The sequence below is a fragment of the Kribbella orskensis genome (genome assembly GCF_004342085.1).
In the GTDB taxonomy this organism is placed as follows: Bacteria; Actinomycetota; Actinomycetes; order Propionibacteriales; family Kribbellaceae; genus Kribbella; species Kribbella orskensis.
The window spans coordinates 246,303-267,179 of the sequence record NZ_SLWM01000002.1; the positions used below are offsets into that span (position 1 = coordinate 246,303).

Sequence of the window (20,877 nt, forward strand, 5' to 3'; positions counted from 1 at the left end):
GCCCAGGAGGTCTAAATCCTCAGGCGCCGGTGACGCCATCGATCTGTTCGCGGAGGAGGTCTGCGTGGCCGCAGTGCCGGGAGTATTCGCCGATCAGGTGGATGTAGATCATCCGCAGACTCGAGGGTTCGCCGCTGAAGGTGAAGCGGTCGTCCAGGGAGTGCCCCTCGGCAGCCTTGTCGGAGAGCGCCCATTCGGCGATCAGAGCCTCGTACTCCGCCTGCGCCCGGCTGGCGTCGATCAGTTCGAAGTCCGCGTCCTTCCCGAGTTCCGGCGCGAACAGGGGCTCGGCGGGGTCGTCGCCGGCGAAGTGGATGCGGAACCAGATGCGCTCCACCTTCGTGGCGTGGCGGATCAGGCCGAGCAGCGAGAGGTTCGACGGCGGCGCCGGCCGGGCGGCCAGTTGCTCAGCGGTCAGGCCCGCGCACTTGTAGAGCAACGTCGTTCGGTAGAAGTCCAGGTAGCCCGCGAGCAACTCCCGCTCGGGTGCCACCAGCGAACCCTCGGGTCGCTCGATCTCAGGCGCGGTCCAGGTCATCCGCGCATCCTCCCCCGCCGACCGCCACCCGCACCAACTGATTAGCCGGGATGGACCGGGGGCGCCCAGCCGGGACGCGGGATGAGGCAGAACGGGTGGCCGGCCGGGTCCTCGAAGACAGTGCCGGACAGCTTCCGGGCGCCCAGCGCCAGGACCTGCGGTTCGGCCGCCTCCACATCGTCGACCATCACGTCGAGATGGAACTGCTGCGGACGCTCCGGATCGGGCCAGGCCGGCCGCCGGTGATCCGGCGCGAGCTGGAACGCCAGCCCCGAAGTCGTGTCGTTCGTCGCGATCACCACGAAGTCGACGCTCTCGTAGGTGATCGGCAGCCCGGTCAGCTCCGAGTAGAACCGCGCCAGCGCCGAAGGGTCCGGGCAGTCGATCATCACGTGGTGAAGTCGTCCGATCATGCCGCCATCATCGTCCCCGCCGCCCAGGTCCGACAGACCCCGCAATCACCGAGCCGTCTCACCGTATGTCTGGCTATCCCATCTAATGAGATAGCTGCTGGCGCACGGACGAGGTCGTTGGTTACCGTCTTCGGCAGGTCATGAGTGCCAGCGCGAAGCCCCGGCTTGCTGGCCGGCAACCCTCCTCCGCGGTGGGGTGCCCCGGGTGAGGACCCGGCCGTTCGGATACCCCGAATCGGCAAGTGCGGACCACCCGGGAGCAGAACCATGTCGATCCTCTCCATCCTCGAGCCTGCCAACTCCGCCGCGAGCAGCCGTCCGGCAGCCGCGCGCCTCACCTCCGGCAGCATCCCCGCAACCGTCGCGGCCGACTTGCTCGTACCGCTGGCCGACGGCCGGGTGACGGACTACGCGAACTTCGACCACGGAGCCAGCGCGCCTTGTCTCGAGTCCGTCCGCGCGGCCGTCGAGGCAGCACTCCCGTCGTACGCGTCGGTGCATCGCGGCAACGGCTACGCCTCCCGGATCACCACCCAGTGGTACGAGCGGGCGCGCAGCGAGGTCCACACCTTCGTCGGCGCCCGCAGCACAGACCAGGTGATCTTCACCCGGCAGACCACCGACGCCTTGAACCTGCTGGCCCGAGCGGTGCCGGCCGACGCGACGGTGATCGTGTTCGAGTCCGAGCACCACGCGGCCCTGCTCCCCTGGCCGGCCGAGCGCACCGTCCGCCTCGCGGCCCCGACTTCCCAGACGGCAGCCGTCACCGCCGTCGCCGACGCACTCCGTACTGCGCCCGAGGGCCCGCGGCTGGTCGTCGTCACCGGCGCCTCCAACGTCACCGGCGAGATCTTCCCGATCGCCGAGATCGCCGCTGTCGCCAAGGCCCACGGCGCGCGGGTCTGCCTCGACGCGGCACAACTGGCGCCGCACCGCCCGGTCAACATCGAGGAGCTCGACGTCGACTGGGTCGCCCTGTCGGGCCACAAGCTCTACGCCCCGTACGGCGCGGGCGCCCTGATCGGCCGCGCCGACTGGCTGAACGGAGCCGACCCGTACCTGTACGGCGGTGGCGCCACCGCCGCGGTGACCCCCGAGACCACCATCTGGAACGAGGGCCCGCCGCGCCACGAAGGCGGCTCCCCCAACGTCATCGGCGCGATCGCCCTGGCCGCGGCCTGTGCCGCGATCAGCAAGCACCGCGAGGCGATCGAGCAGCACGAGCGCAGCCTGCTCGCCCGGCTCCGCACCGGCCTGGCGCAGATCTCCGGCGTGACGACGTACTCGATCTTCGGGGCCGAGGCGGACCGTGTCGGCACCGTCTGCTTCACCGTCGAGGGCGTCAGCTCGACCGTGGTCTCCGCGGCGCTCTCGGCGGAGTACGGGATCGGCGTGCGGGACGGCAAGTTCTGCGCCCACCCGCTGGTCGGTCACCTGCTCGCCGAGTCCCCAGAGCACGGCACGGCCGTCCGCGCCAGCCTGGGCCTCGGTACCAGCCGCGAGCACGTCGATCGCCTCGTCACCGCGGTCCGCACTCTCGCCACGACCGGCCCGGCGTCGGAGTACGTCGAGTCCGCCCACGGCTGTCAGCCGGTCGGCGACCCCCGCGACCTCGAGGCGCCCCAGATCTGGTGACCCACCCGCCAACCGCCTGAGCCGCTCCACCGCTCGGAGAGACCCAGGCTTGATGTCCGGCTGCAGCCCTGCACGGTGAGCGGCATACGCCGAAGCAGAACCAGCCACTCCGGACTAGCGAGCGTCTGCCCCGCTACTGCGGTCGCAGACCTGTGTGATGCGCAGCGAACGCCAGCAGGTCGGCCCATTCCGAGGCGACCATGGCCGCGGGCTTACCGAAGCCGTGGCCGGTATTGACCTCGATCCGGCTCAGCACTGGACGATCTCCGGCCTGCACATGCTGCAGCGTCGCCATGAACTTGTGACTGTGCAGCGGCACCACCCGGTCGTCGTGATCGCCGGTCACGGCCAGCGTCGCCGGGTACGACGTACCGGCGTGCAGGTTGTGCAGCGGCGAGTAGGCGACCAGGTCCTCGAACTGCGCGGCGTCGTCCGGCAGGCCGAAGTCCGACGCCCACGCGGCACCCACGGTGAACAGGTGGAACCGCAGCATGTCCATCACGCCGACCCCGGGCAGCGCCACCGCGAACAGGTCCGGCCGCTGCGTCATGACCGCGCCCACCAGCAGGCCGCCGTTGCTGCGGCCGTGGATGGCGAGTTGCTGCGGCGTGGTCACCTTGGTCTTCTGCAGGTGCTCGCCGACCGCGATGAAGTCGTCGAAGACGTTCTGCTTGTTCGCCAGCCGCCCTTCGTCGTGCCAGGAACTGCCGTACTCGCCGCCGCCGCGCAGGTTGGTGATCACCAGTACGCCGCCGGCCGCGAGCCAGGCGGGCCACCCCGGCCGGTAGTCGGCCAGCACCGGGATGCGGAAGCCGCCGTACCCCCACATGAGCGTGGGCCGCGGCTGGTCGAAGGTCAGGTCGGCCCGGCTGATCAGGAAGTACGGCACCTCGCGGCCCGGTTCGACCCGGCGGGTGACGGTGATCTCCGGCGAGGTGAACCCCGCGCCGGCCGTCACGAGCTCAGGCAGTGCGCGGAACTCGCCCGACGCCGCGGAGACGACGTACGAGACTGTCGGGTCGGTGGTCGACGACAGGCCGACGAACACCTCGTTGTGCTTGGGCGACGCGTTCAGGCCGACTACTCCCCCACCAGGCACCGGCACCACCCGCGGGTTGCCGCCATCCAGGTCGTACAGCGAGAGAACCGGCTGTGCGTCGATCAGGGACAGCACGGCCAGACCGGCCGCGGTCCCGCTGACAGACTGCAGCGCACCTTCGCCCTCGGGGATCAGGTCGGTGAAGGTGCCCTCCAGATCCGAGGTCACCACCCGGCCCCGCGACGCGTCCCGGTCGGTCCGGAGGACGAGCCGGTCACCGGACATGCGGACAAAGGCGGACTCGTCGCGGAACTCGTCGATCACCTTGATCGGCTCACCGAGCCCGCCGTCAGTGATCGGGTAGAGCCAGAGCCTCGCCGCCGGGTCGGTGCCCTCGCTGATCGTCACCACGAGGTAGCGGTCGTCGTCGGAGACCTCCGGCCCGATGAAGATCCGATCGTTCTCCGGGAAGCTCAGGATCAGCTGGTCGTCCTCCTGCGGCGTCCCGACCTTGTGCAGCTTCAGCTGGCCCCCGCCGAGCGCCTTCGTCTCGGTGCCCTCACTGCGACCACTGGCCGGGTAGTGCAGGTACAGGTACGCCGAGGAGTCCGGCAGCCAGGTGGCCTCGCAGAACTTGGCCTGGGTGACCACGTCGTCCACCTCGGCGCCAGTGGCGACCTCCAGCAGCCGGAAGGTGATCCAGTCGCTACCGCTCTCGTTCACGCCGTACGCGAAGTACCGGCCGTCCGGGCTGACCGTGTAGCTGCCCAGGGAGTCGGTGCCGTCCTCGGAGAGCTTGTTCGGGTCGATGAGCACCCGGCCGCCGTCGAGGAGCCCCTGCAGGGAGTCGGCCACGAATACGACGTCCTGGGCCTGGGTGCCGTCGTTGCGGCCGACGAAGAACCAGCCGGACTCCTGAGCCGGTACGCCGGCCCGCGGGCGCGCCAGGATCGCGGTCATCGTCTGCTGGAACCACTCCCGCTCGGGGTAGCTCGACAGTTCGGTCTCGGTGGCCTCGTTCTGACGGCGGACCCAGTCCTTGGTCTCGGTGGAGTCAGGGTCCTCCAGCCAGCGGTACGGGTCAGCGATCTCGCGGCCGTGCAGGGTCTCGACGACGCTCTCGTCGCGGCGGCTCTCGGGGTACTCGGAGGTCATGCCAGCCAACCTAGTACGCCGTACCGACTCCCTTCCGCCGGTTTTCCCTTGCAGGCGGCGACTGCGCGTCCCACTCACCGGACCTTCGGCGGGCGGCATCCCGCGCTAGGCGTCCGGACCGGTGAGTGGGCCGCTCCCCTGAGGTGCTCAGTGCCTCCCGGCGGGGTTCAGGTCCTTGCTCCAGAGGACCTTGCCGTAGAGGTTGCGCAGCGACGCGGTGAAGACCTCGGTGCGCGGGTCGATCCCGACGTGGCCGAAGAACTGGTTGCCGCCGCTCGGTGGCTGGTTCGGGAAGTCCGCCGCCTTCACGAACTCCACCTTCGGGCCGAAGGTCGAATCCAGCCCGTTCGGACCGAAGGTGCCGGCGTTGACCGGACCGGCGACGAGTTCCCAGAACGGGTCGAAGTCGGTGAAGGCCGCGCGGGACGGGTCGTAGTGTTGCGCGGCGCAGTAGTGCACGTCCGCGGTCAGCCAGACCGAGTTCCGCACCTTGCGGCGCTTGAACTGGCTCAGCACCCAGGCGATCTCGTGCTCACGGCCGCCAGGCGCTCCGGCCAGACCGTTGGCGACCGCCTCGATCTCGTTGCCGTCCGGGACGAGCAGGCCGAGCGGCATGTCGCTGGCGATCACCTTCCAGGCAGCCTTCGAGGCAGCGACCTCCCGCACCAACCAGGCGGCCTGCTCCGCTCCCAGCATCGCGACCGGGCCGGCGACACCCGGGGCCGGGTTGGCGCCGCGGTAGGTCCGCATGTCCAGGCAGAACACGTCCAGCAGCGGGCCGTAGCTCACCTTGCGGTAGATCCGGTTCCGCCCGGCCGGGTGCGTCATCGGCAGGTACTCGAGGAACGCCTTGCGCGCCCGCGCCGCGAGCACGTCGACCCGCTTCTCGGTGTACCGGGCGTCGGTCAGGATCTCGCCGGGATACCAGTTGTTCAGCGTCTCGTGGTCGTCCCACTGGCTGACGATCGGCACGTCGGCGTACAGGTCCAGCACGTTCTGGTCGAGCAGGTTGTACTTGTACCGGCCGCGGTACTCGGCCAGCGTCTCGGCGACCTTGGAGACCTCCTCGGTCACCACGTTCTTCCAGATGGTGCCGTCGGCAACCTTCAGCTCGGCCTCGATCGGGCCGTCGGCGTAGATGTTGTCGCCGGAGTGCAGGAAGAAGTCGGGCCGGGTCTGGTGCATCGCCTTGTACGCGACCATGCCGCCGATCTCGGGGTTGATGCCGTACCCCTGGCCGGCGGTGTCCCCGGTCCAGACGAAGCTCACCGGGCGGTTGCGGCCCGGCGTACTGAAGGAGCCTTCGGCGGTCTCGCCGACCCGGCCGGACGAGTCCTCGAAGCCGATCCGGTAGTCGTAGCGCTGGCCGGGCCGGAGTCCCTTCAGCGGCAACTGGGCGGTGAAGTCGCCATCGGCCGAGGTGATCGGGCCCCGCAGTCGCACTGCCTTGTCGAACCGGCCATGGCTGGTCAGGTCGACGACGAGGCGGGCGCGGCGATCCGTCCGGGACCAGACGACGGCCGAGTTCGAGGTGACGTCGCCGCTCGCGATCCCGGACGGCAGGGCGGGCCGGGTACGGCGGACGACGTTGGGGGCAGCGGCGGCGGTCGCGGCCGGTACGGCGACGGTGGCGCTCGCGGCGGCGGTGACGGCCAGCAGCTGGCGGCGGCTCAGGTTCATGAAGCCGAAGGTGCTATTCCAGGGTGACGGCAGGGTGACCTTCGCGCGAACTACCTGACAACTCGGCCAGGGTGTTCTCACCCTTGTGTGTGGACCGATGATGGAGGGAAGCCAGGGCCGAAAGGGAATGCCGGGGAATGAGCAGAGAACACCGCCTCACGCAGGTCTTCATCCGGTTGGCCGACACCCTGGTCGCCGAGTTCGACCTGGTCGACTTCCTCGGCATGCTCGCCGAGGCGAGCGTCGAGCTGCTCGACGTGGACGCGGCCGGCCTGATGCTGGCCGACGACCACGGCGTACTGCACGTGATGGCCTCGTCGGACGACCAGGCCGAGCTGCTGGAGCTGTTCGAGCTGCAGCAGAACGAGGGACCGTGCCCGGAGTGCTTCCGGTCCGGCGTACCGGTCGTCAACGTCGACCTGGCCGACTGGCCCGACTTCGCTTCGGCAGCGGCGGCCGGCGGATACGTCTCGGCCCATGCGCTGCCGCTGCGACTCCGCGGCCAGGTGATCGGCGCGATGAACCTGTTCCGGTCCGACCCGACCCCGCTCACCGAGGAGGACGCCGCGCTCGGGCAAGCCCTCTCCGACATGGCGACGATCGGCCTGCTGCACGAACGGGAGCTGCGCGGCCAGCAGGAGCTCGCCGGGCAGCTCCAGCACGCGCTGGACAGCCGCGTCGTGATCGAACAGGCCAAGGGGATGCTGGCCGAACGAGCCGGCGTGAGCCTGCCGGATGCCTTCACCGCGATGCGTTCGTACGCCCGGGGCCGGGGCTGCGGGCTGACTTCCGTGGCCAACAGTGTGCTCGACGGCACGCTCGAAACCTCTGCACTGCTGACCCAGTAGTTGCGTCCGACTGCCGGCCGTGGTTCCGTTGACGGCATCAGCCACTTTCTCGTGGCGCTGCCCTGGACCCGGTAGCGCATCTCGACCGATGCACTCCCGGATGGGGCGTTCTCATTGTCACAGCTCGTCGCGGATGACAGACATCCGCAAGGCCCGCAGGCGCGGCACGCAAGTCTCTACACCGACCTCTCGCACGCTGTGCGTGACCTCGGTCTGCTCCGGCGCCGCTACGGCTACTACTGGACCCGCATCGGGCTGGTACTCGCCGCGCTGGGCGGAATCATCACCGGCTTCATCCTCCTCGGCGACTCCTGGTTCCAGCTGCTGATGGCCGGCGCGCTCGCGGTCGTCCTCACCCAGGTCGCGTTCCTCAGCCACGACAGCGCGCACCGGCAGATCTTCAACTCGGCCGGCTGGAACGACTGGACCGCCCGCCTGCTGTCCGGCGCGTTGGCCGGGATGAGCGTCAGTTGGTGGCGCAACAAGCACAGCAAGCACCACAACGCGCCCAACCAGCTGGGCAAGGACCCCGACATCGCGATCGGAGTGGTCGCCTTCACCCCTGACCACGTCGCCAGGCGTACCGGCCTGGTCAAGTGGCTCGGCGATCGCCAGGGCTGGCTGTTCTTCCCGCTGCTGACGCTGGAGGGGCTGAGCCTGCACGTGGCGAGCATCCAGCACCTCTTCCGGCGCGGGGCGACCCGGCTGGAGCGCGTCGAGGCCGCGGTCGTCGTGTCCCGGGTCGGCGGCTACATCGCCGCCCTCTACATCGTGCTGCCGATGGGCAAGGCCAGCGCCTTCCTCGGGCTGCAACTCGCCCTCTTCGGCGTTTTCCTGGGCGCCTCGTTCGCGCCGAACCACAAGGGCATGCCGCTGGTGCCGGCCTCGATGAAGCTGGACTTCCTGCGCCGCCAGGTGCTGATGTCCCGCAACATCCGCGGCGGTGTGATGGTGGACTTCGCGATGGGCGGACTCAACTACCAGATCGAGCACCACCTCTTCCCGAGCATGCCCAGGCCGACGCTGCGGAAGGTGCGGCCGATCGTTCGCGAGTACTGCCAGGTGCACGGCGTGAAGTACACCGAGGTCGGTCTGTTCGAGTCCTACCGGATCGTCATCGACTACCTGAACAACGTCGGGCTCCGGGCGCGCGACCCCTTCCAGTGCCCGCTCGCCGCCACCATGCGGAACTGATGGGCGGAACCAACGGGCGGAACTAGCTCGCCAGCAGCGGGAGGGCCGCGGCCAGTGCGTCATCGGCTGCGGCCCGTCCCAGTCCCTGGTGGTCTGCCAGCACGGTCGCGCCTTCGAGCAACATCAGTAGCTGACGCCCGACCCGCTCCGGCTCGGCGACGTCCGCTGCCGTCGCGATCTCGGTGAACAACCCGAGGTAGCGGTCCAGGTGGCGAGCCACGATCGTCTGGGCCGGCTCCACGTGGCGTTGGGTGGCCGCGTTCACGATCGCGCAACCGCGGAAGCCGGGCTCGGAGTACCAGTCCCCCAGCACCTCGAAGACAGCGGTCAACTGGGCCGCGGGATCGTCCCCGGCTGCCTCGGCCGCGCCACGCATCCAGCGGTTGATCCGGTCGCTGCGCGCCTGCAGGACCGCCTCGATCAGGCCGTCCTTCGAGCCGAAGTGCCGGTAGAGCGTCTCCTTCGACGCGCCGACCGACGCGCACAGTTCGGCGATCCCGACCCCGTCCAGGCCGCGCTGGTAGAAGACCAGGCTCGCGGCCTCGAGCATCCCCGCGCGGGTCCGCCCGGGGTCGAGCGAACTTCCTTTGGCGACCGGCATGGGATAGATGGTACCGATTGGATCGATCTCCTGCTAGCGTGACGATGGTACCGATCGGTTCGATCAAACGAGGTGCCGCCTGATGCTTGCCAGCACGCCCGCCTTCCCCATTCGCAGCGCCGGGTTGGACCTGCCCGGGGTACTGCACCTGCCGACCGGTCCCGGGCCTCATCCGGCGGTCCTGCTGCTGCATGGCTTCCCGGGGTACGAGCGCAATTTCGATCTCGCCCAGGTCTTCCGCCGGGCCGGTTTCGCAACGCTCGTGTTCCACTACCGTGGCTCCTGGGGCGCGGCCGGCTCCTGGTCCTGGAGCAACGTGCTCGAGGACGCCCGGGCCGCCGTCGCGATCCTGCGGGCGACACCTGGCCTCGATCCGGCCAGACTCGCCGTGGTCGGGCACAGCCTCGGCGGGTTCGCTGCTCTCCACACAGCGGCGGCCGACCCGACGATCCCGGTGGTCGCGTCGATCACCTGCTTCGACCTCGGCGCCGCCGGTACTGGGCCCGGCGCCGAGGCGTACATCGAGCCCTTCGAGGCGGAACTCCTTCCCCTGCAAGGAACCAGCGGCAAGGCCCTGGTCGACGAGATGGTTGCTCATGGCCCCGAGTGGCGACTTGCCGACCTCGCCCTGCGGCTGGCGGATCGCCCGGTGCTGCTGATCGGAGCCGGCCGCGACCCGGTTTCGCCGTACGAGCAGCATCATCTGCCGCTGGTCGACGCCTACCCAGCCGCCGAGCATCACCTGTTCCCCACCGACCATGCGCTGTCGGATCATCGCGAGGACCTGGCGGAGACGGTGCTCACCTTCCTTCAGCGGCACCTGTGAAGTACCGGCTCGCTCTCGGTTCAGCGGTCGCGCTCGGTTTCGCGCGGTTCGCCTACGGGCTGGTGGTGCCGGCGATGCGCGATCAGCTCGGCTGGTCGTTGGCGGACGCAGGACTGCAGACGACGGCGAACGGCGTCGGCTACCTGCTGGGCGCGATCGTCGTCGCGATGGTCATCCGGCGACTCGGCGCCGCCCGGTCCTTCCAACTCGGCATGGTCGTCACCACACTCGCCCTCGCCGCCACCGCAACCACTTCCTCCCAGCTTCTCCAGATGTTTCTCAGAGCAACAGCAGGCTTGTCCGGTGCCCTGGTCTTCGTCGCGGGCACGGTGGTGGCCGCACGACTGGCGGATCGCTCAGCGCTCACCGTGTACTTCGGTGGTGCCGGACTGGGCGTCGCGCTGAGCGGCTTCGTGCTCCCGCTGCTGCTCGACGGCAACCCCGACCGCTGGCCGACCGCCTGGCTACTGTTGGCCGCCGGATCGTTGCTGGCGACAATCATCTCCTGGTCGGCGGTCAGCTCGGTCCCACCAACACCGGACGCCAAGGCCAAACTGGGACGACTCTGGCCGGTCGGCGTCGCCTATGTCCTGTTCGGCGCCGGCTACATCGTCTACATCACGTTCCTGACGGCCTACCTGAAGACGGAGCACAGCAACGCCTACGAGGTGGCTGCCACCTGGACCTTGATCGGAGCGGCCGCGATCGCCGGCCCCATCCTGTGGACCCGGCCGCTGACGACCTGGCGCTACGCCCGAGCCATGGCGACCCTCCTGGCCCTGCAGGCGATCGCCGCCGTACTCCCCCTGCTTCGCCACAGCCGCACCACTGTGCTGATCTCGGCAGCGATCGTCGGGCTGACCTTCCTCAACGTCCCGGCGTCAGTCGCGGCGCTGGTACGTCGTACCGTCCCGCAGCACGAGTGGACCGCCGTCATCGGGACGCTCACCGTGCTGTTCGCGGCCGGGCAGACCGTCGGCCCCGGGCCCGCGGGCTGGCTCGCCGATCACTTCGGCGCGGCCGCGGCCCTCGGCTGGACCGCTATCCTCTGCGCGGCAGGCGCGCTGGTAGCTCTCAGCTGGAAGGCGGAATCTCGCCGGACCCGCGGATCGTCAGCTTCACCGGCACCCGGACGGTCCGGCCCGGCCGATGCGGCTCAGGAAGACGCTCGGTCATCAGCTGAATCGCAGTACGGGCCATCACGTCGGCCGACTGGGCCACTGCGGTCAGACCCGGGCTGAGCAGATCCCCGAGCGCAAGATCGTCGAACGACACCAGCGCCACGCGATCCCGCCGCCCGGCCATGCCCCGCAGTACTTCGGCGGTGGTCATGTTGTTCGCCGAGAGGATCGCGGTGGCCGGCTCCGGCCGGTCCAGTACTGCGGACAGGGTGATCCCGATGCCCTCGGTGGTCGGCTCGGACAGGTGGACCAGGTCCTCGTCGACGTCGATCCGGTGGCGGGCCATCGCCGCGCGATAGGCGACGACACGTTCGCGGGCGGTGAAGATCCGCTCGTCGTCACCGAGGTACGCGATCCGGCGATGCCCCTGGCGGACCAGGTGGTCGATCGCCTGGTCGATGCCGCCGGCGTTGTCCGCCAGGACGGCGTCGGCCTCGATCCCGTGCGCCGGCCGGTCGATCGTCACCACGGCCATGCCGGCGTCCACGTGCGGAGCCAGGTAGTCCTGGGTCTCGCCGATCGGCGCCATGATGAGGGCGTCCGGGCGGCGGGCGACGAACTCGAGGCAGACGTCCCGCTCGCGCTCCGGGTCCTCGTCGGTCAGGCCGATCATCACGACCGAGCCGCTGGACCGGGCCCACAGCTCGACCGCTCGGCCGAGGGAGGCGAAGAACGGGTCGCCGATGTCGCGGATCACCACGGCGATGGTGCCGGTCTTGCCCCGGCGCAGCATCCGGGCGCTCTCGTTCGGCGTGTAGTTCAGCTCTTTGATCGCGGCCTGGACCTTCGCGGTCAGCTCCGGGCTGACGTTCGGCTCCTCGTTGACCACCCGGGAGACGGTCTTGAGCGCCACGCCCGCCCGGGCCGCGACCTCTTTCATGGTGGGCCGGCGCTGCCCGGCTCCATTGACACCAGTGATACTCACGCCTGGCCCACCCTCTCGTTCAAGACTCCACGACGACCGGGATGATCATCGGCCGGCGCCGGTGGGTGTCACTGACCCACTTGCCGACCACGCGGCGGATGACCTGCTGCAACTGGTACATGTCGTCCACCCCGCTTCCGATCGCCTTCTCGATCTCCGCCTCGATCTTCGGCCTCAGGTCGTCGAAGACGGTGTCGTCCTCGGCGAACCCGCGAGCCTGGATCTCGGGTCCGGCTGTCAGTTTGCCGGTGACAGAGTCCATCACGGCGATCACCGAGATGAAACCCTCGTCGCCGAGAATCCTGCGATCCTTCAGCGACGTCTCGGTGATGTCGCCGACGGTGGACCCGTCCACGAACACGTAACCGCACTCCACCTTGCCCGCGACGACGGCCTTGCCGTCGACCAGGTCGACCACCACGCCGTCCTCGACCACCACGACGTTCGCGGCCGGTACGCCGGTCTGCCGGGCGAGCTCGGCGTTCGCGTGCAGGTGCCGGATCTCCCCGTGCACCGGCATCACGTTGCGCGGCTTGACGATGTTGTAGCAGTACAGCAGTTCACCGGCGCTCGCGTGGCCCGACACGTGCACCAGCGCGTTGCCCTTGTGAATCACGTTCGCGCCGTGCCGGGTCAGCCCGTTGATCACCCGGAAGACCGAGTTCTCGTTGCCCGGGATCAGCGACGACGCCAGTACGACGGTGTCGCCCCGCTGGATCTGTACTACGTGGTGGTCGTTCGCCGCGATCCGCGACAGCGCCGACATCGGCTCGCCCTGCGAACCGGTGGAGACCAGCACCACCTGCTCCGGCGGGTAGTTGTCGAGCTCGCGCATGTCGATCAGGGTGTCGCCGGGGACGTTGAGGAAGCCCAGATCCCGGGCGACTCCCATGTTGCGCACCATCGAGCGGCCGACGTACGCGACCTTGCGGTGGTGCTTCACGGCGGCGTCCATCACCTGCTGGACGCGGTGCACGTGGGAGGCGAAGCAGGCGACGATGATGCGCTGGTTCCTCGCCTTGCTGAAGACGCCGTCCAGGACCGGGGCGATGTCGCGCTCGTGAGTGGTGAAGCCGGGCACCTCGGAGTTGGTGGAGTCGACGCAGAACAGGTCGACGCCCTCCTCGCCGAGCCGCGCGAACGCGCGCAGGTCGGTGATCCGGTTGTCCAGCGGCAACTGGTCCATCTTGAAGTCGCCGGTGTGCAGCACCATGCCGGCCGGCGTACGGATGGCGACCGCGAGCGCGTCCGGGATGGAGTGGTTGACCGCGAGGAACTCGCACTCGAACGGACCGAAGCGGACCGTCTCGCCTTCGGCCACGGTCTGCTGCGGCACGTTGCGGTGCCGGTGCTCCTTCAGCTTGCCCTCGAGCAGCGCCAGCGTGAGCTGCGAACCGACCACCGGGATGTCGCCGCGCTCGCGCAGCAGATAGGGCAGACCGCCAATGTGGTCCTCGTGCCCGTGCGTCAGGACCACCGCCACGATGTCGTCCAAACGCTCCCGGATGGGCTGGAAATCCGGGAGGATCAGGTCGACACCGGGCTGGTTCTCGTCCGGGAAGAGCACGCCGCAGTCGACGATCAGCAGCTTGCCGTCGTACTCGAAGACCGTCATGTTCCGGCCGACCTCGCCGAGGCCGCCGAGCGGGATGACCCGCAGCGCGCCGGGCGCCAGTGGTGCCGGCGCGTCCAGTTCCGGGTGGGGGTGACTCATGCAATCAGTCCTGCCGTCTTGAGATCGGTGGTGAGCCAGTCGAGCTGTTCGGGGGTCGCCTCGATCAGCGGCGACCGCATCGTCGCGTGCTCGATGACGCCGGCCAGCTTCAGTGCGGCCTTCACCATGATGGCGCCCTGGGTCCTCGTCATGATCGCCTCGACGGCGGGCACCAGCCGGCGATCGATCTGCTGTGCGGTGGCGAGATCACCGGCGACGACGGCGTCGATCAACCCGCGGTACTGCGGACTGGCGACGTGGGCGACCACGCTCGCGATGCCGACGGCACCGATCGACAGCCAGGCGAGGTTCAGCTCGTCGGCGCCGCAGTAGTAGGCCAGGTCGGAGTTGGCGAGCACCTTGGTGGTGCCGGCGACGTCGCCCTTGGCGTCCTTCACCGCGACGATCCGCGGGTGCTCGGACAGCGCGAGCAGCGTCTCGGTGGTGATCGGGACACCTGCCCGGCCGGGGATGTCGTAGACCAGCACGGGCAGGCCGGTGGCGTCGGCGACCGCGGTGAAGTGCGCCTTGATGCCGTCCTGCGGGGGCTTGTTGTAGTACGGCGTGACGACCAGCAGGCCGTGCGCTCCCGCGGCCTCGGCAGCCTTCGCGGACTCCACGGTGTGGGCCGTGTTGTTCGACCCCACTCCCGCGAGCACCTGCGCGCGATCGCCGACCGCGGCCAGGACCGCGCGGACCAGCTCGACCTTCTCCTCGTCGGTGGTGGTCGGCGCCTCGCCGGTGGTTCCGTTGATGATCAGGGCGTCGTTGCCCTGGTCCACCAGCCCGGTCGCCACCCGCTGCGCGGCCTCGAGATCGAGCGAGCCGTCGGGCCGGAACGGGGTGATCATCGCCGTGGTCAGCCGGCCGAAAGGCAGGGCTGCTGAGGCGGAAGTTGCTGCTGAGGACATGGGGCTCAGATTACCGCTCCGACTGCCTCGAGAAATGAGTAGGCCTGGTGGCTGTCCGCTCGGGGGTCCGGGCAGCCACCAGGCTCACTCGTCCTATCGGGCCGCCCCCCGCAGGCGTTACAGGTTTGTCCAAAAAAGTCCGGAAAAGTTTCTGGAAGTACGCGTAGTGATGGAACGCTCACCAGCTGTCGATCCTTCACCGGATTTCGAGACTGGCATCGATTGCTCAGCCGCTTGGGACCCGGTCGTCACACCAACGGCACAAAAGTGTCAGCGTCAGGAATCTGCCATGCCGGATTCCGACAGACCGAAGGCGAGACGGGACGGAGAACAGCTGCCAATACTGATGATCAGTCCCCCGCCACTCGTCGAACCGTCCCCTCGGCGAATCCCTAGGAGCGTCATGAAGAAGTACCTCGCGTGGCCTGTCGCACTGGCAACCCTCGGCCTCACGGCGATGTCCGTCGTACCAGCCGAGGCCGCGCCGGTCCCGGTCACCTCCGTGCAGACCCAGGCCGCCGCATCCACCGCGGAGGAGCCCGGATCCCTGCTGGAGCAGGCTCGCGCGATGCTTGGCCCGGAGATCGTGGCCACCGCGACGGCCACCGCGCAACGCCTCGGCCTGGAGGAGGCACCCGCCTCCACGGCCGCGATCCTCAAGGCGATCGATCCGGAGGACTACGCCTGCTCGCCCAACACTCCGCTCACGGATTGGGTGGCCGGCACCATCACCGACTGGACCCTGCTGGACAGGATCTTCGCGCTCGGCGCCACGCTGTCGAACCTGACCGGCTACGGCAGCATGATCGCGACGCCTGCCAACTCGCCGTACGGGCTGAACGGTGAGTTCACCACCGCGGTGACGCACACCTTCCGCGACGTGAAGACGTTCTGGGACATCCAGTCCGCTGACATCAGGATCAAGCCGATGCACAGCGCGGTCCTGGCCGACCGTACGGCGCTCTACCAGGTGTTCCGGACGATCTACAACAGGTCCGACTTCGACTCGACGTACTTCGCGAACCTCTACGCCTCGTGGGCCGAGCAGCCGAAGTTCCGCAACCACCCGCTGCTCAGCATGAACGCCTACGCGTTCACCGGCGTTGGCGATCCGAACCCCGCGTTGGCAGCTCTGCCGGACCAGATCGTGATGGGCGACGGCATCATGCAGGCCTACCAGGCGATCGGACTGGGTGACGTGGCGCCGCAGGCGATCCTCTCGCACGAGTTCGGTCACCACGTCCAGTACGAGGACGGTCTGTTCGCGTCGGACCTGACCGGCCCCGAGGCGACTCGCCGGACCGAACTGATGGCCGACGGCTTCGGCGCCTACTTCCTGTCCCACTCGCGCGGCGCCAGCATGCAGTGGAAGCGGGTGCGGCTCTTCGACCAGGTCTTCTACGGCATCGGCGACTGCAACTTCTCCGACGCCGGCCACCACGGCACCCCGAACCAGCGGCTGCGCACGGTCGAGTGGGCCTACAGCGTCGTGACCGGCGCGCCGGACCAGGGCCACATCCTGCCCAGCCTGGCCTTCGCCGGGCTCTTCGACGCCAAGCTGCCGGCCCTGGTCGCTCCCGACGCCGGGAGCTGACCCCCGATCCCTCGTGGGTGGCCGGGATTCGTGCCCGCCTCCCAGCCACCCATGAGGTTCCACCCCTGGCGTGGTGTGCCGTGAGCTTCCTCCTCCGGCGCACCACGCCCGGCTAGTTGGCGCCGGCGATCCAGACCGAGGTGGTGGAGAGCAGCGCGGCCAGGAAGTCGTGGAGGATCTGGACGGCGCCGGGGAGCAGGAGAACGCTTCCGACGACGAGGGCCGGGGCGATGAGGAGGTTCTCGACCCAGCCGCCGGTGCGGAAGCGGAGGCCGCGGGGCAGGCGGATCTCGTACCACGTCTCGCCGCGGATCGGCAGCGGCCAGAGCCACGGACAACCTGACCGGGTGAGGCTGTCGCCGAGGCAGTGCACGAACATCCCGACGGCGACTGCCACACCGATCCAGCTACCGATCTCAGCGAGGCCGCCTTGCAACGCCTGGGCCGCGGAGGTGCCAGGCAGCCAGGTGCCTGCGAGAGTCCAGGCACCCGCGCCGACGACCACCGTCAGCACCCAGTCGCCGAGCACGTCCGCGGCGAGGATCAGGCCGAACAACGCGACACCGAGTACTGCGCGCCAACCACCGGCGGCACCGACGCTGGAGGTCAGGAAACCCAGCGCGATGGCCGCCGCGAGGGTGTGACTGGCGTGCCGGTGCCGCCCGGTACTGTCCTCGTCGCGCGGTCCCTTGGTGATCGCGTAGACAACACCCGAGAAGGCTCGCACCGCGCCCGACACGAACCCGGTGATCGGACCGAGCACCCGTGACGCGCTCGCGCCCGGGTGATCGAGGTCGGGGAGCAACGCGTACCCCGCGGTCGCGGCGGCGAACGGCACCACCTCGGCCACCGAGTTCAGGCCGACGAACGGCGCCACGGCCAGACCGGCACACCAACCGGACAACGCATGCGAACGCCCCATCACGGCGCCCCACCCCCTCAGTCCCTCACGTCGTGAGCGGCCGAGTATTCCAGCGAACTCCGACAGTTCCGGGGAGGCGCAACCGTCAGGCGTCGAAGTCGAGGGTGACCTTCTCGCTGGTCGGGTGGGACTGGCAGGTCAGCACGTAGCCGGCCCGGATCTCGTCGGGCTCCAGGGCCCAGTTGGTGTCCATCCGCACGGTCCCCTCGACCACCTTGGCCCGGCAGGTGCCGCACACGCCGCCCTTGCAGGCGAACGGCGCATCGGTCCGTACTGCGAGGGTCGCGTCGAGCACCACCTTCGCGTGCTCGCCCAGCGGGAACGTCGACCGGCGGCCGTCCAGGATGACCGTCACCTCGGCTGCGTCCTCGTCGGCCACGTTCTCCTCGACGCGGGCGACCGGCGCCTCGTCGCCGACGTGGAACAGCTCGGCATGCACGGTCTCCCGCGGTACGCCCTCGTCGATCAGCACCTCCTGCGCGCCGACGACCATCGCGTACGGCCCGCAGAGGAACCACTCGTCGACGGACTTCACCGGCAGGATCGTGTCGATCATCCGGCGCAACCGGTCGCTGTCGATCCGGCCGCTGAACAGTTCGACCTCGGTCGACTCCCGGGAGAGCACGTGCACCAGGTGCAGCCGCTCGGCGTACACGTCCTTGAGGTCGGCGAGGTCGTCCGCGAACATCACCGAACCGGCGGTGCGGTTGCCGTAGAGCAAGGTGACCCGGCTCTGCGGCTCGACCGCGAGGATGGTCGCGACCAGCGACAGCACCGGGGTGATCCCGCTGCCCGCGGCGACGAACGCGTAGTGCTTGGCGTTCGCCGGGTCCAGCGGGGTGCCGAACCGGCCGAGCGGGGTCATCACGTCGATCGTGTCGCCCACCTTCAGCCCGCTGGCGGCGTACGACGAGAACTCGCCGCCGGGGATCCGCTTGACCGCGATCCGCAGTACGCCGGACCCGGCCCGCGAGCAGATCGAGTAGCTCCGCCGCACGTCGTCTCCCGGCCGCCGCACGGTCAGGTGCTGTCCCGCGGCGAACTCATACTCCGCCGCAAGATCGGCCGGGACGTCGAACGTGATCGCGACCGAGTCGTCGGTGATCAGGTCGATCGCCTTCACCGTCAGGGAATGGAAGGTGGCCCGCCTACGGGTCATCGTCGTCATGTCAGATCGCCTTGAAGTGATCGAAGGGCTCTCGGCAGGAGTTGCAGCGCCAGAGCGACTTGCACGACGTGGAGCCGAAGCGACTCAACTCGGTCGTGTCGGGTGAACCGCACAGCGGGCAGCGAATGGTCAGACTCAGCGAAACCGGTCCACCGACGGCGCGCTTGCCGGTCGGCGGAGCGATCCCGTACTCCGTCAGCTTGGCCTTGCCCTCTTCGCTCATCCAGTCAGTGGTCCAGGCCGGCGACAACACCGTCTCCACCCGGCCTTCGACGCCGAGGTGGTTCAAGGTCAGCTCGACCTCGTGCTTGATCAAGTCCATCGCGGGACAGCCGGAGTATGTGGGGGTGATCGTCACGACCACCTCGTCACCATCGTGCCGAACGCCGCGCAGTACGCCGAGATCCGCGATCGTGAGCACGGGCACCTCCGGATCCGCGACCTCGCCGACGGCCTCCCAGATCTGGGCGTCGCTGAGCGCGGTGTCGCTCACCACGATGCTCCAGGATGCGAGCGCGCCACGTGCTGCAGCTCTGCGAGCAGAAAGCCGAAGTGCTCGGTATGCCGACCCTCGCGACCACCGGAGTGTTGGTACGACGAAGTCGGACGCGCGCAGGTGGATTCGTCGATCACCTGGGTGACCCGGCGCTCCCACTCGTCGTGCAGGGTGGACGGATCCACCGCGACCTCCAGGCGCTCCACCAGGGCATCCGAGGTGAACAGTTCCGCCGTGTACGGCCACATCGTGTCGAGGCCGGCCTGCATGCGCCGGTGGCTCTCCTCAGTGCCGTCGCCGAGGCGGAGAACCCACTGCGTCGCGTGGTCGACGTGGTACGCGACCTCCTTGACCGCCTTGCCGGCGACACCCGCGAGAGTCTCGTCAGCACATCCGCGCAGCTCCTCGTAGAGCAGGTGCTGGTACGTCGCGAAGTACAGGAGCCTGGCGATGCTGTGCGCGAAGTCGCCATTGGGGAGCTCGCACAGCTGCACGTTGAGGAAGTCACGCTCGTCGCGGAAGTAGGCAAGGTCGTCCTCGGAGCGCCCCACGCCCTCGACCTGCCCGGCGTACTGCAGCAGGGTGCGGGCCTGGCCGAGCTGGTCGAGCCCGATGTTGCCCAGGGCCACGTCTTCCTCGAGCTGCGGAGCGGCCGCGATCCACTCGGCGGTCCGCTGCGCCGCGATCAGCGCGTCGTCCCCGAGCCGGAGCGTGTAGACGAAGAGGTCGTTCACAGGTGGTCGACGCCTTCCGGGACGTGGTAGAACGTCGGGTGCCGGTAGACCTTGTCGCCGGCCGGGTCGAAGAACTCGTCCTTCTCGTCCGGGCTCGACGCGGTGATGTCGGTGGCCGGAACCACCCAGATCGACACGCCCTCCTGCCGGCGGGTGTAGACGTCGCGTGCGTTGCGCAGCGCCATCGTCGCGTCCGGCGCGTGCAGGCTGCCGACGTGCACGTGCGACAGGCCGCGCCTCGACCGGATGAAGACCTCCCAGAGCGGCTCGATCATGCGGCACTCCCCTGCGCCTTGGCGGCCTGCTTCTCGGCGTACGCCGCCGCTGCCTCGCGGACCCAGGCGCCGTCCTCGTGTGCCTTGACGCGGTGCGCGAGGCGCTGCTGGTTGCACGGACCGTTGCCCTTGACAACTTCGTAGAGCTCGGTGAAGTCCGGCTCGGTGAAGCTGTAGTGCCCGGTCTCCTCGTCGTAGGTCAGCCCGTCGTCGGGGACACGGATGCCGAGCACATCGGCCTGCGGGACGGTCATGTCCACGAACCGCTGCCGGAGCTCGTCGTTGCTGTGCCGCTTGATCCCCCACGCCATCGACTGCTCGGAGTGCGTCGAGCTGGCGTCCGGCGGGCCGAACATCATCAGGCTCGGCCACCACCAGCGGTTCAGCGCGTCCTGCGCCATCGCCTTCTGCGCCTCGGTGCCGTTGCACAGCGTGTACAGGATCTCGAAACCCTGCCGCTGGTGGAACGACTCCTCCTTGCAGACCCGGACCATGGCCCGCGCGTACGGGCCGTAGGAGCAGCGGCACAGCGGCACCTGGTTGACGATCGCGGCGCCGTCCACCAGCCAGCCGATCGCGCCGATGTCGGCCCAGGTGAGGGTCGGGTAGTTGAAGATGCTGGAGTACTTCTGCTTGCCGCTGTGCAGCAGGTCCAGCAGGTCGGCACGATCCACCCCGAGCGTCTCGGCGGCGGCGTACAGGTACAGGCCGTGGCCGGCCTCGTCCTGCACCTTCGCCATCAGGATCGCCTTCCGCCGCAGCGACGGGGCGCGGCTGATCCAGTTCCCCTCCGGCTGCATCCCGATGATCTCGGAGTGCGCGTGCTGGGCGATCTGCCGGATCAGCGTCTTGCGATACCCCTCAGGCATCGCATCCCGCGGCTCGATCCGCCCGTCCGCCTCGATCGTGGCCTGAAAGCTGTCCATGCCCGCGAGCATAGCGCAGATGTGACACTTCCTCCCCATCTCAACAAAAAGTGTCACAACTCGCCCGTACTGCGAACGCCGTCGCGGCCGAAGGGTGGTGGT

The 20,877-nt window shown here is 69.0% G+C and carries 19 protein-coding genes, 1 pseudogene and 1 riboswitch; of the genes and pseudogenes, 6 read left to right on the top strand and 14 right to left on the bottom strand.

The window, feature by feature from the left end:
- Positions 1–19: 19 nt before the first annotated feature.
- Together EV644_RS06260 and EV644_RS06265 are read right to left on the bottom strand one after the other, a co-directional pair.
- The gene (locus EV644_RS06260) at positions 20–538 is read right to left on the bottom strand and encodes a DinB family protein (protein WP_132188118.1); all 519 of its coding nucleotides are present in this window, start codon (positions 536–538) and stop codon (positions 20–22) included.
- A 41-nt stretch (positions 539–579) separates the two neighbouring features.
- Positions 580–951 (bottom strand): VOC family protein, encoded by a 372-nt coding sequence (locus tag EV644_RS06265; RefSeq protein ID WP_132188117.1) that lies wholly within the window; start codon positions 949–951, stop codon positions 580–582.
- 136 nt (positions 952–1,087) lie between these two features.
- A riboswitch (SAM riboswitch) is annotated at positions 1,088–1,202 on the top strand.
- Positions 1,203–1,218: 16 nt separating this feature from the next.
- On the opposite strand from EV644_RS06265, the gene EV644_RS06270 reads away from it, so the two are divergent.
- Positions 1,219–2,586, top strand: coding sequence for an aminotransferase class V-fold PLP-dependent enzyme (locus tag EV644_RS06270; RefSeq protein WP_132188116.1), 1,368 nt, complete (start codon positions 1,219–1,221; stop codon positions 2,584–2,586).
- 133 nt (positions 2,587–2,719) lie between these two features.
- Here the strand turns inward: EV644_RS06270 and EV644_RS06275 are convergent, their stop codons facing one another.
- A complete protein-coding gene (locus EV644_RS06275) occupies positions 2,720–4,780 on the bottom strand; it encodes a prolyl oligopeptidase family serine peptidase (RefSeq protein WP_132188115.1) in 2,061 nt (686 codons plus the stop codon).
- 147 nt (positions 4,781–4,927) lie between these two features.
- A complete protein-coding gene (locus tag EV644_RS06280) occupies positions 4,928–6,460 on the bottom strand; it encodes an alkaline phosphatase D family protein (RefSeq protein ID WP_132188114.1) in 1,533 nt (510 codons plus the stop codon).
- A gap of 137 nt (positions 6,461–6,597) precedes the next feature.
- On the opposite strand from EV644_RS06280, the gene EV644_RS06285 reads away from it, so the two are divergent.
- Complete coding sequence (locus EV644_RS06285; protein WP_132188113.1) at positions 6,598–7,308, top strand: GAF and ANTAR domain-containing protein; 711 nt, start codon at positions 6,598–6,600, stop codon at positions 7,306–7,308.
- Positions 7,309–7,422: 114 nt separating this feature from the next.
- Positions 7,423–8,502, top strand: coding sequence for a fatty acid desaturase family protein (locus EV644_RS06290; protein ID WP_132188112.1), 1,080 nt, complete (start codon positions 7,423–7,425; stop codon positions 8,500–8,502).
- A gap of 22 nt (positions 8,503–8,524) precedes the next feature.
- On the opposite strand, the gene EV644_RS06295 is transcribed toward EV644_RS06290, so the two are convergent.
- Entirely contained in the window at positions 8,525–9,103 is a 579-nt protein-coding gene (locus EV644_RS06295; protein ID WP_132188111.1) for a TetR/AcrR family transcriptional regulator, read from the bottom strand.
- A gap of 82 nt (positions 9,104–9,185) precedes the next feature.
- Here EV644_RS06295 and EV644_RS06300 point away from each other — a divergent pair, with 82 nt between their 5' ends.
- Together EV644_RS06300 and EV644_RS06305 are read left to right on the top strand one after the other, a co-directional pair.
- A complete protein-coding gene (locus EV644_RS06300) occupies positions 9,186–9,929 on the top strand; it encodes an alpha/beta hydrolase family protein (protein WP_132188110.1) in 744 nt (247 codons plus the stop codon).
- Positions 9,926–10,987 (top strand): annotated as a pseudogene (locus EV644_RS06305) (YbfB/YjiJ family MFS transporter); the annotation flags it as partial. The gene EV644_RS06300 and the pseudogene EV644_RS06305, both read left to right, overlap by 4 nt.
- 16 nt (positions 10,988–11,003) lie before the next feature.
- Here EV644_RS06305 and EV644_RS46070 read toward each other — a convergent pair.
- Genes EV644_RS46070 through dapA form a run of 3 tightly spaced genes read right to left on the bottom strand, consistent with a single transcriptional unit; the run spans position 11,004 to position 14,660 of the window.
- Positions 11,004–12,035: a LacI family DNA-binding transcriptional regulator gene (locus EV644_RS46070; RefSeq protein ID WP_158292756.1), complete on the bottom strand. Its 1,032-nt coding sequence runs from the start codon at positions 12,033–12,035 to the stop codon at positions 11,004–11,006.
- A gap of 19 nt (positions 12,036–12,054) precedes the next feature.
- A complete protein-coding gene (locus EV644_RS06315; RefSeq protein ID WP_132188109.1) occupies positions 12,055–13,749 on the bottom strand; it encodes a ribonuclease J in 1,695 nt (564 codons plus the stop codon).
- The gene (dapA, locus tag EV644_RS06320; RefSeq protein WP_132188108.1) at positions 13,746–14,660 is read right to left on the bottom strand and encodes a 4-hydroxy-tetrahydrodipicolinate synthase; all 915 of its coding nucleotides are present in this window, start codon (positions 14,658–14,660) and stop codon (positions 13,746–13,748) included. Before dapA ends, EV644_RS06315 begins: the two co-directional genes overlap by 4 nt.
- A 403-nt stretch (positions 14,661–15,063) precedes the next feature.
- Between dapA and EV644_RS06325 the strand changes: the two genes are divergently transcribed.
- Positions 15,064–16,254 (top strand): hypothetical protein, encoded by a 1,191-nt coding sequence (locus EV644_RS06325; RefSeq protein WP_132188107.1) that lies wholly within the window; start codon positions 15,064–15,066, stop codon positions 16,252–16,254.
- Between the two features lie 112 nt (positions 16,255–16,366).
- Here EV644_RS06325 and EV644_RS06330 read toward each other — a convergent pair whose 3' ends face one another.
- From EV644_RS06330 to paaA, 6 genes are all read right to left on the bottom strand, one after another.
- On the bottom strand, positions 16,367–17,176 hold the full coding sequence (locus EV644_RS06330) for a metal-dependent hydrolase (RefSeq protein WP_132188106.1): 810 nt from the start codon (positions 17,174–17,176) through the stop codon (positions 16,367–16,369).
- A gap of 85 nt (positions 17,177–17,261) precedes the next feature.
- Positions 17,262–18,344, bottom strand: a complete 1,083-nt coding sequence (gene paaE / locus EV644_RS06335) for a 1,2-phenylacetyl-CoA epoxidase subunit PaaE (RefSeq protein WP_132188105.1) — start codon at positions 18,342–18,344, stop codon at positions 17,262–17,264.
- Between the two features lies 1 nt (position 18,345).
- Complete coding sequence (gene paaD / locus EV644_RS06340) at positions 18,346–18,837, bottom strand: 1,2-phenylacetyl-CoA epoxidase subunit PaaD (protein WP_241998017.1); 492 nt, start codon at positions 18,835–18,837, stop codon at positions 18,346–18,348.
- On the bottom strand, positions 18,834–19,574 hold the full coding sequence (paaC, locus tag EV644_RS06345) for a 1,2-phenylacetyl-CoA epoxidase subunit PaaC (protein ID WP_132188104.1): 741 nt from the start codon (positions 19,572–19,574) through the stop codon (positions 18,834–18,836). The genes paaD and paaC overlap by 4 nt, the downstream gene beginning before the upstream one ends.
- Entirely contained in the window at positions 19,571–19,849 is a 279-nt protein-coding gene (gene paaB, locus EV644_RS06350; RefSeq protein WP_132188103.1) for a 1,2-phenylacetyl-CoA epoxidase subunit PaaB, read from the bottom strand. The genes paaC and paaB overlap by 4 nt, the downstream gene beginning before the upstream one ends.
- The gene (paaA, locus tag EV644_RS06355) at positions 19,846–20,775 is read right to left on the bottom strand and encodes a 1,2-phenylacetyl-CoA epoxidase subunit PaaA (protein ID WP_241998014.1); all 930 of its coding nucleotides are present in this window, start codon (positions 20,773–20,775) and stop codon (positions 19,846–19,848) included. The genes paaB and paaA overlap by 4 nt, the downstream gene beginning before the upstream one ends.
- Between the last annotated feature and the right edge of the window lie 102 nt (positions 20,776–20,877).